Annotated in this window: 12 protein-coding genes; 9 read left to right on the plus strand and 3 right to left on the minus strand. The window is 66.0% G+C overall.

Annotated elements, in window-relative coordinates:
• Window positions 1–5 precede the first annotated feature (5 nt).
• Entirely contained in the window at window positions 6–278 is a 273-nt protein-coding gene (locus ACIQXM_RS04995) for a mycoredoxin (protein WP_400928466.1), read from the minus strand.
• A gap of 97 nt (window positions 279–375) precedes the next feature.
• On the opposite strand from ACIQXM_RS04995, the gene ACIQXM_RS05000 reads away from it, so the two are divergent.
• The gene (locus tag ACIQXM_RS05000) at window positions 376–1176 is read left to right on the plus strand and encodes an SOS response-associated peptidase (RefSeq protein ID WP_400928469.1); all 801 of its coding nucleotides are present in this window, start codon (window positions 376–378) and stop codon (window positions 1174–1176) included.
• A gap of 25 nt (window positions 1177–1201) precedes the next feature.
• Here ACIQXM_RS05000 and ACIQXM_RS05005 read toward each other — a convergent pair whose 3' ends face one another.
• Window positions 1202–1696: a VOC family protein gene (locus ACIQXM_RS05005; RefSeq protein WP_400928472.1), complete on the minus strand. Its 495-nt coding sequence runs from the start codon at window positions 1694–1696 to the stop codon at window positions 1202–1204.
• A 133-nt stretch (window positions 1697–1829) separates the two neighbouring features.
• On the opposite strand from ACIQXM_RS05005, the gene ACIQXM_RS05010 reads away from it, so the two are divergent.
• From ACIQXM_RS05010 to ACIQXM_RS05020, 3 genes are all read left to right on the plus strand, one after another.
• Window positions 1830–4070 carry an MMPL family transporter gene (locus tag ACIQXM_RS05010; protein ID WP_400928475.1) on the plus strand — a complete coding sequence of 747 codons (2241 nt, stop codon included), beginning with the start codon at window positions 1830–1832 and terminating at the stop codon, window positions 4068–4070.
• Between the two features lie 9 nt (window positions 4071–4079).
• Window positions 4080–4421 (plus strand): chorismate mutase, encoded by a 342-nt coding sequence (locus ACIQXM_RS05015; protein WP_400928478.1) that lies wholly within the window; start codon window positions 4080–4082, stop codon window positions 4419–4421.
• A 127-nt stretch (window positions 4422–4548) separates the two neighbouring features.
• Window positions 4549–5142, plus strand: a complete 594-nt coding sequence (locus ACIQXM_RS05020) for a DUF2087 domain-containing protein (RefSeq protein ID WP_400928480.1) — start codon at window positions 4549–4551, stop codon at window positions 5140–5142.
• Here ACIQXM_RS05020 and ACIQXM_RS05025 read toward each other — a convergent pair whose 3' ends face one another.
• On the minus strand, window positions 5143–5637 hold the full coding sequence (locus ACIQXM_RS05025) for a DUF2776 family protein (RefSeq protein WP_400928482.1): 495 nt from the start codon (window positions 5635–5637) through the stop codon (window positions 5143–5145).
• A 167-nt stretch (window positions 5638–5804) separates the two neighbouring features.
• On the opposite strand from ACIQXM_RS05025, the gene ACIQXM_RS05030 reads away from it, so the two are divergent.
• The 5 genes from ACIQXM_RS05030 (at window position 5805) to thrS (ending at window position 15202) form a co-directional block, all read left to right on the plus strand.
• Window positions 5805–7514: an MDR family MFS transporter gene (locus tag ACIQXM_RS05030; protein ID WP_400928485.1), complete on the plus strand. Its 1710-nt coding sequence runs from the start codon at window positions 5805–5807 to the stop codon at window positions 7512–7514.
• 27 nt (window positions 7515–7541) lie between these two features.
• Window positions 7542–9179 carry an MDR family MFS transporter gene (locus ACIQXM_RS05035; protein ID WP_400928488.1) on the plus strand — a complete coding sequence of 546 codons (1638 nt, stop codon included), beginning with the start codon at window positions 7542–7544 and terminating at the stop codon, window positions 9177–9179.
• Between the two features lie 160 nt (window positions 9180–9339).
• Window positions 9340–9651, plus strand: coding sequence for a DUF6504 family protein (locus tag ACIQXM_RS05040; protein ID WP_400928491.1), 312 nt, complete (start codon window positions 9340–9342; stop codon window positions 9649–9651).
• Window positions 9652–9663: 12 nt separating this feature from the next.
• On the plus strand, window positions 9664–13110 hold the full coding sequence (locus ACIQXM_RS05045; RefSeq protein ID WP_400928494.1) for a DNA polymerase III subunit alpha: 3447 nt from the start codon (window positions 9664–9666) through the stop codon (window positions 13108–13110).
• Window positions 13111–13189: 79 nt separating this feature from the next.
• Entirely contained in the window at window positions 13190–15202 is a 2013-nt protein-coding gene (gene thrS / locus ACIQXM_RS05050) for a threonine--tRNA ligase (RefSeq protein WP_400928497.1), read from the plus strand.
• Window positions 15203–15213 lie beyond the last annotated feature (11 nt).

Below are 15213 nucleotides of genomic sequence, written 5' to 3' on the forward strand. Positions count from 1 at the left end.
GGCGCCTAGAGGCCCAGGCGGGACTTTACCTCGGCTGCGGACGGGTTCGTGGCTGAGGAGCCGTCCGGGAAGATGACGGTGGGCACGGTCTGGTTTCCGCCGTTGATCTCGGCCACCAGCTCCGCGGTGCCCTCCACGTTTTCGATGTTGACCTCGTTGTAGCCGATGCCGGCGGCTTCCAGCTGGGACTTCAGGCGGCGGCAGTAACCGCACCAGGAAGTGGAGAACATGGTGATGGAACCGGCGTCGGGGGTAAAGGCTTCTGCGGTGGCGGCCATGGAAGGCTCCTTCTGCGTAGGGAATACAGGGACTGCCGGGTACAACCGCCGGGCTGCCGGTTCAATTCCCCGGCCGGCGGACTGGCACACTGGACGCATGTGCGGACGTTACGTGATGGCCAGGACGACGGCGGATCTGGTCGCGGAGGCCGAGGCGGAAGCCGACGCCCATCTGGAGCTGCGGCAGTCCTGGAACGTGGCGCCGACGTCGGACGTGCCGGTGGTGCTGGAACGCTACGTCGGCGGGCCGGCGGCAGGCCGGGCCGCGGTTCGGGAAATACATGTGGCCCGCTGGGGACTGGTGCCCGGATGGGCAGCAGATGACTCGGTGGGGGTCCGGGCCTTCAACGCGCGCAGCGAAACGGTGCTGGAGAAGCCGACCTTCCGCGACGCAGTGTTCTCCCGGCGCTGTGCAGTGCCGGTGCAGGGATACTACGAGTGGAAAACCGGGCCGGGAAAAACCAAGCAGCCCTTCTACGTTCACCGCACCGACGGCGCCTTGACGTTTTTCGCCGGCCTCTACGAGTGGTGGCGGGACCCGGCGAAAGCACCGGGGGAGCCGGGCAGCTGGCTGCTCTCGACGTCGATCCTCACCGCGGCAGCGCCGGACCCGGCGGAAATCCGCGGTGCCCGGCAGCCGGAGGTGCTGGGAGAACTGGGGGAGCTGCATCACCGGATGCCGGTGCCGCTCACGCGGCAGGGCATGGACGCGTGGCTGGACCCCGCGGCACGCAACGCCGGGGAGCTGGTGCACCGGGTGGTCGGCGAAGCCCGCACCGCAGCGGCCCAATGGACTCTTAAGGCGGTGGATCCTGCCGTGGGCAACGTCCGCAACGACGGTCCGGAACTGCTGGCAGCCCCCGCCGCTGAACCGGATTCTGAGCCCGCCCTGTTTTAGCGCCCTGCCACTGCCCCCCCCTGTTTCAACCGCTGTTCCGGGAGGACAGTTCGGTGAGTGCAACCTGGGCCGGGTCGGTTTCGATCGGCTCAATGATCTCAAGCGTGACATTGCCGTTCGCGTCCATGGAGAGTCCCGGGTTGTGACAGACCTCCCAGCGGTAACCGTCCGGATCCGTGAAGTACCCGGAGTAGCCGCCCCAGCTCATCTGGGTTCCCGGGGCCGTAATTGATCCTCCCGCTGAGGCTGCTTCCGCCAGCACGGCATCCACTTCCGCCGCTGAGCCCACGTTATGGCCCAGGGTTACGGGAGCAGCTGCGGCCTCACCCATGGCGCCGGCTTCGGCCGCCAGATGATCGCGCCGGAAGAAGGCCAACAGCAGGCCGGGGCCCACCTGGTAGAAAATCACTTCCTCCGGGACGTGCTGGACGGCTTCCCAGCCGAGCCGGGAGGAATAGAACGCGTAAGTTACCTCGAGATCCCGCACGCCTGCGGTGATCACGGATAGAGAAGGTTTCACAGTGATGATCCTGCCACTGCGGGGCGGGTAAGTTCCTCTGTGACGCGTTTGAACGCGTTTGAACTGTTCAGCAAAACGGCCCGCACGCGGCTGGACCGTTGACGGCACCTCCGCACGGGGCTGTCATGGACCTATGCCCCGGAATGCTCCAGCACCCCGTAACCCGGACGGAAGTCACCGGGCCGCCAGCACCGAATCAAGGCAGAGCCCCGCCGGCAAGTCCGGTGGACGCAGCGGCTGGGCCCGGTTCCTGATTCCGGTGGTGCTGATCATCGTCTGGTTCGGAGTGGGCGGGATTGGCGGGCCCTACTTTGGCAAGATCAGTGAAGTGGCGGACAACAACCAGACCTCATATCTTCCCGCCAGCTCTGCGTCCACGCAGGTGGCCGACCTGCAGCAAAAATTCACGGACAGCGACGCGATCCCCGCCGTCGTCGTCTATGTGAACAATGCCGGCCTGACCGAGGAGGACCGGGCCTTTGTCACCGGCCGGGTGTCCGAGTTGTCGAAGGTCAGCGGCGTTGCGGGGGATGTTTCCCCGCCTCAGTTCTCCACCGACGGCAAGGCAGCGGAAATCTTTGTGCCGGTGCAGGACAATGACAGCGCCACGGCCACCGTGGAAGATCTGGGCAACGAGGTGCGGGACGGGATCCCCCAGGGGCTGGAGAGCTACGTCACCGGACCGGCCGGGCAGCTGGCGGACATCACCGAAGCGTTCGGCGGCATCGACACCTCGCTGGTCCTGGTGGCGGCACTGGCGGTGCTGGTGATCCTGGTGGTGGTCTACCGGTCACCCCTGCTGCCGTTCCTGGTTCTGCTGACCTCGATCTTCGCCCTGTCCGCGGCCATCCTGGTGGTCTTCTACCTGGCAAAAGCCGGAACGCTGACCCTGAACGGACAGGTCCAGGGCATCCTGTTCATCCTGGGCATCGGTGCCGCAACGGACTATTCGCTGCTCTATGTTTCCCGCTACCGGGAGTCGCTGCGGGACCACGAAGGACGGTGGGACGCTACCTGGGCGGCGCTGAAGGGAACCTTTGAACCCGTCCTGGCCTCGGCTGCCACGGTGACCGCCGGGTTGCTCTGCCTGCTGCTCAGCGACCTCAATTCCAACAAGGCGCTGGGACCGGTGGCGGCGATCGGCATCGGATTCGCTTTCCTGGCCGCGATGACCCTGCTCCCGGCGCTGCTCTTCCTCTTCGGGAGGGTGGCCTTCTGGCCGCGCCGGCCCGCATTCGGGTCCAAGCATCCGGACCGGGACGGGAACTCACCCAAAGGGTTCTGGCCCCGCGTGGCCCGGACCGTCAAGGCACATCCGCGCCGCACCTGGGTGATTCCCACACTGGTGCTCCTGGTCGCGGCCACAGGCCTGCTGCAGCTGCGGGCCTCCGGGGTGCCGCAGAGCGACTTTGTGCTGGGGCAGACCGCCACCAAGGAAGGCCAGCAGGTCCTGGGTGAGCATTTCCCCTCCGGATCCGGCAGCCCGGCACTGATTGTCGCCCCGGAAGGCGAGATCGACGCCGTCGCCCGCGCAGTGCTGGCCGTGCCCGGCGTGGATGCGCTGGCCGTGGACGCCAACGGCACACCGGCCGGGGAGCTGCCGGTGACGGCCGACGGCGTGCAGGCCTCTCCTATTCCCGGGACCTCGGGCGCGCCAAAGGTAGTGGACGGAAAAGTCCTGCTGGAAGCCACGCTCAAGGAGGCTGCGGAGTCCGACGCCGCGGAGCAGACGGTCTCCACCATGCGGGAGAAGGTGGCCGGGATCGGGGATGTGCTGATCGGCGGGGTGACGGCCACGACCATCGACACCAACGCTGCGGCGGCCCACGACCGGGACCTGATCATTCCGGTGGTGCTGGTGGTGATCCTGTTCCTGCTGATGCTGCTGCTGCGCGCGGTGCTGGCACCGTTCCTGCTGATCCTGACGGTGCTGCTGTCCTTCGGGGCCACCATGGGTGTTTCCGCCCTGGTCTTCAACCATATTTTCCGTTTCCCGGGCGCCGATCCAGCCGTTCCGCTCTTCGGATTCATCTTCCTGGTGGCCCTGGGCGTGGACTACAACATCTTCCTGATGACCCGCGTCCGGGAGGAGAGCATCCTGCACGGCACCCGTGAGGGAGTGGTCCGCGGCCTGATGATCACCGGCAGCGTCATTACCAGCGCCGGCATTGTGCTGGCCGCAACCTTCGCCGCCCTGGGGGTGATCCCGGTGCTCTTCCTGGCACAGCTGGCTTTTATTGTTGCCTTCGGTGTCCTCCTGGACACTTTGGTGGTGCGCTCGCTGCTGGTGCCGGCCCTGTCCTATGACATTGGCCGCAGGATCTGGTGGCCTTCGAAGCTCTCACGGAGCCGTGCGGATTCTGCGGGCGGCTAATCTAAAGGCATGGAAACCTCTGATCATCACCGATCCATGTCCTGCCAGCTGGACGATGTCCGCACCGCCATTGACGAAATTGATGAAGAGATCGTGGCGCTGATCTGGCGCCGGGAGCGGCTGGTGCGCCTGGCCGGTCCTCTGAAGGACAACGACGCCGAGGTGAAGGCTCCCGCGCGCGTCGAAGAGGTCCTTGAACATGTCCGCGCCATGGCAGAGGCCCAGGACGGGGATCCCACGGTGGTGGAAGCAACGTACCGCGCGATGATCGACGCCTTCATCGACTATGAGCTGAAGGTGCGGCATGAGGCCGAGGCCCAGGCCAAGCTGGACGCTTTTTCGCGCAGCTAGGGGACCTCCTCCGCTTCCCCGGGACAATTGCGCTGCTACTGGGTGGAAGGCTGGCGGCGTGGGGTACGGTACTCACACATCAGGTGCCCGCACCGGCACACTACGCACTCAGGGGGAAGAGGCAGGAATGGACCAGGAGCAGCCGGGACCGGCTATTGCTGCGCCGGAACAAGCGGCATCGGAGCAGTGGCGGGCCGTCGCTGCTGCGCTCGCAGATGAGCGCAGGCTGCGGCTGTATGCCCGCATCATCACGGCGGCGGAGCGCGGAACGCCCCTGGACGGGCAGAACCTCGAGCCGAAGGAACGCAAATCCCTGGCTGCCCTGCAAAAGGCAGGACTGGTCTCCTCGGGGGTCTGCGATGTGCAGCCGATCAGCGGTGTTTTTGCCCGCCTGCTGGCCAGCGGCAAGCAGCCGCCGGAAACTTCGGCACAACGGTTCCTGGTCAACGGGAAAATCTCGGCCTACCCCCGCCGGTCTGCCGACCGCCTGGAACTGCTCCACTACGTGGCCGGGCACGTCTTTGAAACGGTCCCGGCCCCTCCCGGAGAGGTGCCGGTGCTGACGGAGCGCGAGATTACCGGCCGCCTGGGCAGCTATTCCACGGATCCGGCAGCCGTTCGGCGCTACCTGGTGGATGAAGGAATAGTGGCCCGCAGCACCGACGGATCCCGGTACTGGCTGACGTCTCCGCGTCCTGCGGACGGAATGGAATTCGCGTAGCTACGACGTGCCCTCTTCGAGGATCGACACAATTGAAAAGAGCGTAAAGCAGATGGCTCCGAGCCCCACCAGCACATGAGCGCCGACGAAGAACGCCGGCTCGGTGCCTGCAGCTTCAAAGATAGTCCAAGCACCAGGTTGACGGTGCCCGCAGCAGCGACGAGCCACGCCCAGGCGAAACGCTCGCTGTCGCTGAATTCGTTGCGTATCTTGGCGGACGATGCTCGCGACCAGAGCGATCAGCGCCGTGCAGATCGCCGACAGGCCGACCATGACGTGGCCGGCGACGAATCCGGGAGTGTCCCCGCGCGTTAACAGCCCGGTTGCGAGGGAGAATCCGACGACGGCGGCTGCAGCAGCAACGTAGCCGGAGAGCGGCAGGATGATCCCCCAGGCGCGTCCGTAGCGGTTGATGAGCTGCCTGATGATGGTGGCCGCCGTAGTGAACAGGGCATAACAGATGGCGGTCAGCCCAACGTTGACGTGTCCGGCCACAAAATGGCCGGTCCGCGTTTAGTGCCAGTTTGTGCCGGTATCACCCGCGGAACAATGCCGGAGGCCTGCCGGGGGCGGGCGGCCGTTGACTCGGCCGCGGGCGGAGCGTCGAATGGAAAGTGCTGTCTGGTCCGGCACTATTCACGACGAGCTCCCAAGGAGCGTCCATGGCCGCCAAGTTCACCGCCCACGGCGCAGAAGCCACCCACCCGGGAGCGCGCGCCGCCACCGACCTGGGTTCACCGGCGTCGTCCCATCTGCTGACGTCCTCCGGCGCTGCCCCGGTGCTGGACCCGCGTACTGCCGCTGGCGGCAACGGCGGCGAGCCGCCGGCGCGGCACAGTGAAGGAGCCCCGGCACCCCACTCCCAGAGGCAAATTGCGCTGGTCTTCGCCGGACTGATTCTGGCCGTCCTGATTTCCGCACTGGACCAGACCATCGTGTCCACGGCACTGCCAACCATCGTGGGCGACCTCCAGGGCCTGGACCACCTGTCCTGGGTCATTACCGCCTACCTGCTGACCTCCACCATCGGGCTGCCCATTTACGGCAAACTCGGCGACCTGCTGGGACGCAAGAACATCTTTGTCTTCGCGATTGCCGTGTTCCTGGCCGGATCCGCACTGTCGGGACAGGCGCACAGCATGACTGAGCTGATTACCTACCGGGCAATCCAGGGTGTGGGCGGCGGCGGAATCATTATCGGCGCCCAGGCCATCATCGGGGACATTGTGTCCGCCCGCGAGCGCGGCCGGTACATGGGCCTGATCGGCGCCGCCTTCGGCCTGGCCTCGGTGAGCGGACCACTGCTGGGCGGGTATCTGACCGAGTACTGGTCCTGGCGGTGGGTGTTCTACATCAACCTTCCCCTGGGCATCCTCGCGCTGGCCGTCATCGTCACCTCGTTGCATCTGCCGGTGCGCACCGGGCCGAGGCCCCCGCTGGACTACGCCGGTGCGGCCCTTCTGGCGATCATCAGTGCCGCGCTGGTGATGCTGACCAGCTGGGGCGGAACCACCTATGCCTGGACCTCCTCCACCATCCTGGGGCTGGGAGTGGTTGCCGCCGTCGGCATCGCCGTCTTTATTCCGGTGGAGCTGCGCGCCAACGAGCCGATCCTTCCCCTGCGGCTTTTCCGCAACCGCAACTTCCTCGTCTGCACGCTGGTGGGCCTGTCCGTGGGGCTGGCCATGTTTGGCAGCATCTCCTATCTGCCCACCTTCCTGCAGATGGTCAACGGCGCTTCAGCCACTATGTCCGGACTGATGATGCTGCCGATGACCGCCGGCCTGCTGCTGACCTCGATCGGCACCGGGCAACTAATTTCCCACACGGGCAAGTACAAGATCTATCCCATTCTTGGTTCGGCCGTAATGATCGTCGGGCTGGTGCTGCTCTCCCGGATCTCCAACACCACGCCGTACTGGTTCACCGCCCTGGGCATGTTTGTCCTCGGCCTTGGCATCGGTGCACTGATGCAGAACCTGGTGCTGATTGTGCAGAACAGCGTTCCCCCGCAGAACATGGGCACCGGGGTCTCCTCCGCGAACTATTTCCGGCAGATGGGCGGCTCGCTGGGGATCGCGGTGTTCGGCTCCGTCTTTATCAAACGGCTCAATGACCAGGTGGGGGACGCCCCCGCCTCTGCCGCCGGTGTGCTCCGCAACGGGGTGAACTCGATCAGCCCGTCCGAGCTGAAAACGCTGCCCGCACCGGTGCGCGACTTTATTGCCCAGGCCTTCGGGGATGCGCTGCCGCCAATTTTCCTGCTGGGCATCCCGGCGCTGGGTGCAGGCCTGGTCCTCACTCTGTTCATCAGGGAGATTCCGCTGTCAGAGACCGCCCGGGTGCAGCCCGGCGAGAAGCAGCAGACGTAGGAAACCACTGCAAGGAGACCGCACCCCATGTCCCACAGAGCTCTTACTCCGAGGATCGCTGAGGCTCCCGTCCGGCCGGGGCCGGCCGGGCCAAAACACCGCGTGGATGCGGTCCGGAATGAGCCCCGGACCGGCCTCCACGACGAAGCGCCGAACCGAAATCTTCCGCTGGTCTTCACCGGCCTGGTGCTCTCGGTGCTGCTGGCCGCCCTGGACCAAACCATTGTTGCCACTGCACTGCCCACCATTGTGGGGGACCTTAACGGGCTGGAGCATCTGTCCTGGGTGGTGACCGCGTACATTCTGGCAGCCACCATCGGGCTGCCGATTTACGGGAAGCTCGGTGACCTCTTTGGCCGCAAGAGCATTTTCGTCTTTGCCATTGCGGTGTTCCTGCTGGGGTCCGTCCTCTCCGGACTGGCCCGGAACATGGGTGAGCTGATCGGTTTCCGCGCCCTGCAGGGCCTTGGCGGCGGAGGCCTGATGATCGGCGCCCAAGCCATCCTCGGGGACCTCGTCTCTCCCCGGGAGCGAGGCAAGTACATGGGCCTGATCGGAGCAGCGTTTGGGCTGGCCTCCGTGGGCGGACCGCTGCTGGGCGGCTGGATCACGGACGCCTGGTCCTGGCGCTGGGTGTTCTACATCAACCTGCCCATCGGGGCGGTGGCGCTCGCCGTCGTCATTACGTCCCTGCACCTGGTCAAGCCGCAGGGGGCCCGCCCCAAGCTGGACTACTCCGGCGCCGCACTCCTGGCTGTCGCGAGCGCCGCACTGATCATGCTGACCAGCTGGGGCGGCACCACCTACGCGTGGTCAAGTCCGCAGATCCTCGGCCTGGCCGTGGTGACACTGGTTGCCGGCACCGTGTTTGTCCGGGTGGAGAAGCGGGCTGCGGAACCAATCATGCCGCTGGATTTGTTCCGCAACCGGAACTTCCTGCTGCCGGTGCTGGTGGGCATCTCAGTTGGCATCGCGATGTTCTCCACCATTTCCTACCTGCCAACCTTCCTGCAGATGGTCAACCGGGCCACCGCCACCGAGTCGGGGCTGATGATGCTGCCGATGATGGGCGGGCTGCTGCTGACCTCGATCGGCACCGGGCAGCTGATCTCCCGGACCGGGAGGTACAAGATCTATCCGATCCTGGGCTGCGCCGTGATCATGGCCGGCTTGGTGCTGCTGTCGCGGATTTCGGATACGACGCCGTACAGCTTCACCGCCGCCGGCATGCTGGTGATGGGACTGGGGATCGGGATGCTGATGCAGAACCTGGTGCTGATTGTGCAGAACAGCGTGCCGGGCCGGTCGATGGGGGCCGCGATTTCCGCAGCCAACTATTTCCGGCAGATCGGGGCCTCTTTCGGCATCGCATTGTTTGGCTCAATTTTCATCCATCGGCTGGGCAACGAAATCTCCTCCGCTCCCTCCGGTGCGCCAGGGGCGGGGGAGGCCCTGGGCGGCAACATCAATTCCCTGAGTCCTGCCATGCTGCGCGGGTTGCCCGCTCCGGTGCAGGATTTTGTTGCCGCGGCCTTCGGCCATGCGCTGCCTCCAATTTTCCTGCTGAGCGTGCCCATCGTGGCGGCGGGCCTGGTGCTGTGCCTGTTCATCAAGGAGACACCGCTCTCCACTTCGGTGCGTACTGAGGCGAAGGAGGAAGCCTAGAAAGACAGGTGCCCGGGAGAGGTGCCGATTGTCAGCTGCTGGCCGTACACTGGACTCTGTTCGAACATACGTTCTAATCGATTGCCGTTCCGGTAATCAGTCCAAGCACAGGGCCGGCGTAACCGCGGGTACACGCCTGCCGGCGGGAAGGAATCGGAAAATGGGTGTCTTCAGCGAGGCAATAGAGGTGGTGTGCTCGCCCGCAGGCCAGCCCCTCCGGCTCGTCTGGAGCGGCCATACCTACAAGGTGGCAGCGGATCCGGTGCGCTGGTATGAGCGCCGGAACTGGTGGGAGGAAGAATCCCGGGCAGAACGCGGACGCGGCCCCGGGCTGGTGGACTCTGAGATTTGGCGGGTCCAGGCCCGGCGAACCCCGCGCTCGCCGCTGCGGACCCTGGACATCTCCCATGACATCCGTTCCGGCCGCTGGCGGCTGATCCGCATTCATGACGCCCTGCGGGAAAGTGCCTAGGAACCGCCTGCCATGAGTTTCACCCATCTGCACGCCGCCACCGCCTTCAGCGCCCACTACGGGGTGTCCTGGCCGGAGGAAATGGCGCAGGCCGCCGCAGCAGACGGGGCGGACGCACTGGCCTGCACCGACCGTGACGGACTGTACGGAACAGTGAAGCACCTGCGCGCCTGCATGGATGCCGGAATTGATCCGATCGTGGGAGTGGACCTTGCCGTGCTGGGCGAGCCGGATGCCGGCGGTGCCCCGCCCGTTACCGGCCGCGTGGTGGTTCTGGCCCGCGGCGGAAACAGGGGCGCAGGCTACCGGGCGCTGTGCCGGCTGATCTCCGACGCCCACGCCGGCACCTCGCCGTCGGCGGCGCGCAAGGGCAGCAAACCGGTGGGAGTGACCACGGCGCAGCTGGCCTCGCGGGCTGCATCCGGGACCGGCGGTGAACCGGTCCTGACCGTCCTGGTGGGCCCCTGGTCCGACGTCGGGCAGGCCATGCGCAGCCGCAGCTACGCCGTTGCCCGCACGCTTTTTGCCCGCTGGCAGGCCGCCCTTCCACGCGAAGCGCTCGCCGTGGAGGTGGTGGCCCACCTCAGTGCCCCCGGAGCCAACCTCAGCCTGGCCCACGCCGTACGCATGTTCCGGCTGGCGGATGAAATGCGGCTGCCGGCCATCCTCACCAATGCGGTGCGCTACGTGGATGCCGACGGCGCCGCCACCGCCGATGTTTTGGATGCCGCCCGGGCGCTGACCTCCCTGGCACGGCTGCCGGACCTGCAGCCCAACGGGCAGGGGTGGCTCAAGAGCGCGGCGCAGATGAAGTCACTGGCCCGGGAGATCAGCACCGAGGCGGGCTACGGGGCGTCGGGTGCATCGCGGCTGCTCCGCGCAACCGAAGCGCTCGCCGATGCCTGCCGGATGGATCCGGTCCGGGACATGGGCTGGAAGCAGCCGGTGGTTCCGGAAGCCTCGGTGATCGGTATTGCCGCCGAGCCCATGACCGAGCTGGTGAGCCGCTGCGAAGCGGGCATCGGCCGCAGGTTTCCGGCACTTGACGCCGGCGGTGAAGCGCGCCTGCGCAACCGGCTGGCCCACGAACTGGGCATCATTGAGCGGCTGGGATTCGCCTCCTACTTCCTGACCGTGGCGGAGGTCTCCGCGATGATCACCGGCATGGGGGTGCGGGCGGCGGCCCGCGGATCAGGGGCGTCCTCCCTGGTGAACTATCTGCTGGGCATCAGCCACGTCAATCCGCTGGCCCATGACCTGATTTTTGAGCGCTTCCTCTCCCGCGACCGCTCCACCCTGCCGGACATCGACATAGATGTGGAAAGTGCCGAACGGCACAACGTCTATCACCGCATCTTTGAACGTTTCGGGGCCGAACGCGTCACTTTGATGAGCATGCAGAACGGTTACCGGGCCCGCGGCGCGGTGCGCGACGCCGGCATGGCCCTGGGCCTGGCCGAAGAGGACATCGGGGCAGTGGCCAAACAGCTGTGGCGATTCTCCGCCCGGAAGTTCCGTGAGGCGCTCGCGGAAAAACCGGAGCTGCGGGATATTGCCGGACGGGTGGAGGGAAACCGGCAGCTGGATTTGCTGGTGGACCTGACCGAGCGCCTGGACCGGCTGCCACGGCACATTTCCATGCACCCCTGCGGCGTGATCCTGGGGGACACCTCCCTGCTGGACCGCACCCCGGTGCAGCCCTCCGGCCTGGGGCTGCCCATGTCCCAGTTCGACAAGCACGACATGGATCCCATGGGCATGCTCAAGCTCGATGTGCTGGGCGTGCGGATGCAAAGCGCCATGGCCTACGCCCTGAAGGAAGTGCGCCGGCTGCATCCCACCAAAGCGGACACGGTGCGTGCCGGAGCGCATCCGGCCGGTCCCGACGGGAAAGGTCCGGACTATGTGCTGGCGGACGGTTCCATCAACCTTGACGCAGTACCGCTGGATGACGCGCCCACCTATGACCTGATCTGCAGCACCTACACGCTGGGCTGCTTCCAGATTGAATCCCCGGGACAGCGCGAGCTGATCGGCAAGCTCGAGCCCCGGGAATTCAATGACCTGATCATCGACATTTCCCTGTTCCGGCCCGGCCCCATGAAATCCGACATGGTCCGTCCGTTCCTGGAACACCGCCACGGCTGGGCTCCGGAGGTGTATCCGCACGAGGCCCTGCGGCCGGTCCTCGCGGAAACGCACGGGGTGACAGTGTTCCACGAACAGGTCCTGCGCACCTTTGACGTCTTCACCGGCTGCGGGCTGGCCAAAGCCGATGAACTGCGCCGGCTGCTGGGCAATGAAGACGCCGAACAATCCGTGGAGGATTTCTTCCGCACCGAGGCAGCCAAGCGCGGTTACACCGCAGACGTCATCGACAAGGTTTGGGGCACGCTGAAGGCGTTCGGCAGCTTTGGCTTCTGCAAGGCGCACGGCGCCGCATTTGCCGTGCCCACTTATCAGTCCGCCTGGCTGAAGGCACACCACCCCGAAGCTTTCCTGGCCGGGATCTTTGAACACGATCCGGGCATGTATCCGCGCCGGCTGCTGGTGGCCGAGGCCCGGCGGATGGGCATTCCCATCCTGCCCCTGGACATTAACCGCAGCGGCGCGCAGTACCGGGTGGAACGGGTGCCGGCGGTTCCGGCCTCGCCCGGGCCCCGGGCGCGTCCGGAAAAGCTGGGCATCAGATTGAGCCTGGCCGGGATCTACGGTCTCTCGGCAGCGGAACTGCGGCGCATCACTGCCGGCCAGCCCTACGATTCCCTGGCTGACCTGCGGGCCCGGGCCAAAGTGGGCCGGGCGACCCTGATGCGGCTCGCCTCGCTGGGTGCCTTCGATTCACTGGCCCGGGACACCGGAACAGCCGCTTCCCGCGCTGATCTGCTGCGCCACCTGGACGCGGCACCGCCCCGGCCGGCGCCGCGGAAATACGATCCCATTCCCGGTCAGCTTGCCCTGCCGCTGGGGGACACCGAATTGGAAAACCTGCACCCCGAACTGCCCGAACCCACCCTGCGGGAGAAGGTGCGCACGGAACTGGACCTGCTGGCGGTGGATGTCAGTGCCCACCTGATCGACAGCTACGCCCCGCTGCTGGCGGAATTCGGGGTCACCAAGGCCCGGGACCTGATTGGACTGCGCAACAATTCCGAGGTGTGGGTGGCCGGCATCCGCGTGGCCACCCAAACTCCGCCCATGCGCGGCGGGCGGCGCGTGGTGTTCATCAGCCTCGACGACGGGACCGGCTGCGTGGACTGCACGTTCTTCACCGAGGCCCAGGAAAAGACCGGCCCCCTGCTCTTTGGCACCGAGCTGATGCTCATCCGCGGACTCACCCGCCGCACCGGTCCGCGCGGCATCAGCATGCAGGCGCTGGAGGCCTGGGACCTGAGTGACACCGCATCCCTGCCCCGTCCCCAGCGCGGCAGGTTGGTGGGGCCGAACTCCAGCGGATAACATCGAAGGGGCGCAGAAGCAGCCGGCCACGTCCTGGCCGGCCCAAAAAACGCCGTACAACGAAATCTAGGAGACAACCGTGTCAGTGCCAGAGAAGTTCACCCTCATCGTCGACGGCGAAGAGACCACGGTGGATACTGGCACCACAGGTGCGCAGCTCTTCTTCGACCGCCGTGACGTCGTCGTCATGCGCGTGGACGGCGTCCTGAAGGACCTGGACGCCGAACTGGCTCCCGGTTCCGCCGTCGAAGCCGTGACCATTGACTCCGAAGACGGACTCAACGTCCTGCGCCACTCCACCGCCCACGTCATGGCCCAGGCCGTGCAGCAGCTGCGCCCGGACGCCAAGCTGGGCATCGGCCCGTACATCAAGGACGGCTTTTACTTCGACTTTGACGTGGCCGAGCCCTTCACGCCCGAAGACCTGAAGACCCTCGAGAAGATGATGCAGAAGATCATCAACTCGAACCAGAAATTTGCCCGGCGCGTGGTCACCGAAGAAGAAGCCCGCGAAGCCATGGCCAACGAGCCGTACAAGCTGGAGCTGCTCGGCAAGAAGGACGGCGCGGATGAAGCCGGCGAGGGCGCGAACATCGAGGTCGGCGCCGGCGAAATCACCATTTACGACAACGTGGACCGCAAGTCCGGCGACGTCGTCTGGTGCGATCTGTGCCGCGGCCCGCACCTGCCCAACACCAAGCTGATCTCCAACGCCTTCGCGCTGACCCGCTCCGCCGCCGCCTACTGGCTCGGCAACCAGAAGAACCAGCAGCTGCAGCGCATCTACGGCACTGCCTGGCCCACCAAGGATGCCCTGAAGGCCTACCAGGAGCGCCTGGCCGAGGCCGAGCGCCGCGACCACCGCAAGCTGGGCACCGAACTGGACCTGTTCTCCTTCCCCGATGAGCTGGGTTCGGGCCTGCCGGTGTTCCACCCCAAGGGCGGCATCATCCGCAAGGCCATGGAGGACTACTCCCGCCAGCGCCACACCGAGGCCGGCTACGAGTTCGTTTATACCCCGCACATCACCAAGGGACACCTGTACGAGGTCTCCGGCCACCTGGACTGGTACCGGGACGGCATGTTCCCTCCCATGCACGTGGACGAGGTGACCGATCCGGAGACCGGCGAGATCACCAAGCCCGGCCAGGACTACTACCTGAAGCCGATGAACTGCCCCATGCACAACCTGATCTTCCGCTCCCGCGGACGGTCCTACCGTGAACTGCCGCTGCGGCTCTTCGAATTCGGTTCGGTCTACCGCTATGAGAAGTCCGGTGTGATCCACGGCCTGACGCGCGTGCGCGGCATGACCCAGGACGACGCCCACATCTACTGCACCCGCGAGCAGATGAAGGACGAGCTGACCACAACCCTGCAATTCGTGCTGGACCTGCTCAAGGACTACGGCCTGGATGACTTCTACCTGGAACTGTCCACCAAGGATCCGGAAAAGTACGTCGGCTCCGACGACGTGTGGGAAGAAGCCACCCGCACCTTGGCCGAGGTTGCCGAGGCGTCCGGACTGGACCTGGTTCCGGATCCGGGTGGAGCTGCCTTCTACGGCCCGAAGATCTCCGTCCAGGCCCGCGACGCCATTGGCCGCACCTGGCAGATGTCCACCATCCAGCTGGACTTCAACCTGCCCGAGCGCTTTGAGCTTGAATACCAGGCTGCCGACGGCACCCGCCAGCGCCCGGTCATGATCCACCGCGCCCTGTTCGGCTCCGTGGAACGCTTCATGGCCGTGCTCACCGAGCACTACGCCGGCGCGTTCCCGGCCTGGCTGGCACCGGTCCAGGTGGTGGGCATCCCCGTAGCCGAAGCCTTCAACGACTACATGTTCGACGTCGTGGACAAGCTCAAGGCCCAGGGCATCCGCGCCCAGGTGGACACCGGCACCGACCGCTTCCCGAAGAAGATCCGCACCGCTTCCAAGGACAAGATCCCGTTTGTCCTGATTGCCGGCGGCGACGACGCCGAGGCGGGGGCTGTTTCCTTCCGCTTCCGCGACGGCAGCCAGGACAACGGCGTGCCCGTTGAAGAGGCCGTCAAGCGGATCGTCGAAGCCGTCCGCAACCGGGACAAGTAGACGGCGGCGGA

Origin of the sequence: Arthrobacter sp. NPDC097144 (assembly GCF_044762205.1) — a bacterium.
GTDB lineage: Bacteria > Actinomycetota > Actinomycetes > Actinomycetales > Micrococcaceae > Arthrobacter_B.

Bases quoted from the DNA above. Each gene is read 5' to 3' on its own strand.
- ACIQXM_RS04995 (WP_400928466.1), bottom strand. From the start codon at position 278: ATGGCCGCCACCGCAGAAGCCTTTACCCCCGACGCCGGTTCCATCACC.
- ACIQXM_RS05000 (WP_400928469.1), top strand. From the start codon at position 376: ATGTGCGGACGTTACGTGATGGCCAGGACGACGGCGGATCTGGTCGCG.
- ACIQXM_RS05010 (WP_400928475.1), top strand. From the start codon at position 1,830: ATGCCCCGGAATGCTCCAGCACCCCGTAACCCGGACGGAAGTCACCGG.
- ACIQXM_RS05015 (WP_400928478.1), top strand. From the start codon at position 4,080: ATGGAAACCTCTGATCATCACCGATCCATGTCCTGCCAGCTGGACGAT.
- ACIQXM_RS05020 (WP_400928480.1), top strand. From the start codon at position 4,549: ATGGACCAGGAGCAGCCGGGACCGGCTATTGCTGCGCCGGAACAAGCG.
- ACIQXM_RS05030 (WP_400928485.1), top strand. From the start codon at position 5,805: ATGGCCGCCAAGTTCACCGCCCACGGCGCAGAAGCCACCCACCCGGGA.
- ACIQXM_RS05035 (WP_400928488.1), top strand. From the start codon at position 7,542: ATGTCCCACAGAGCTCTTACTCCGAGGATCGCTGAGGCTCCCGTCCGG.
- ACIQXM_RS05040 (WP_400928491.1), top strand. From the start codon at position 9,340: ATGGGTGTCTTCAGCGAGGCAATAGAGGTGGTGTGCTCGCCCGCAGGC.
- ACIQXM_RS05045 (WP_400928494.1), top strand. From the start codon at position 9,664: ATGAGTTTCACCCATCTGCACGCCGCCACCGCCTTCAGCGCCCACTAC.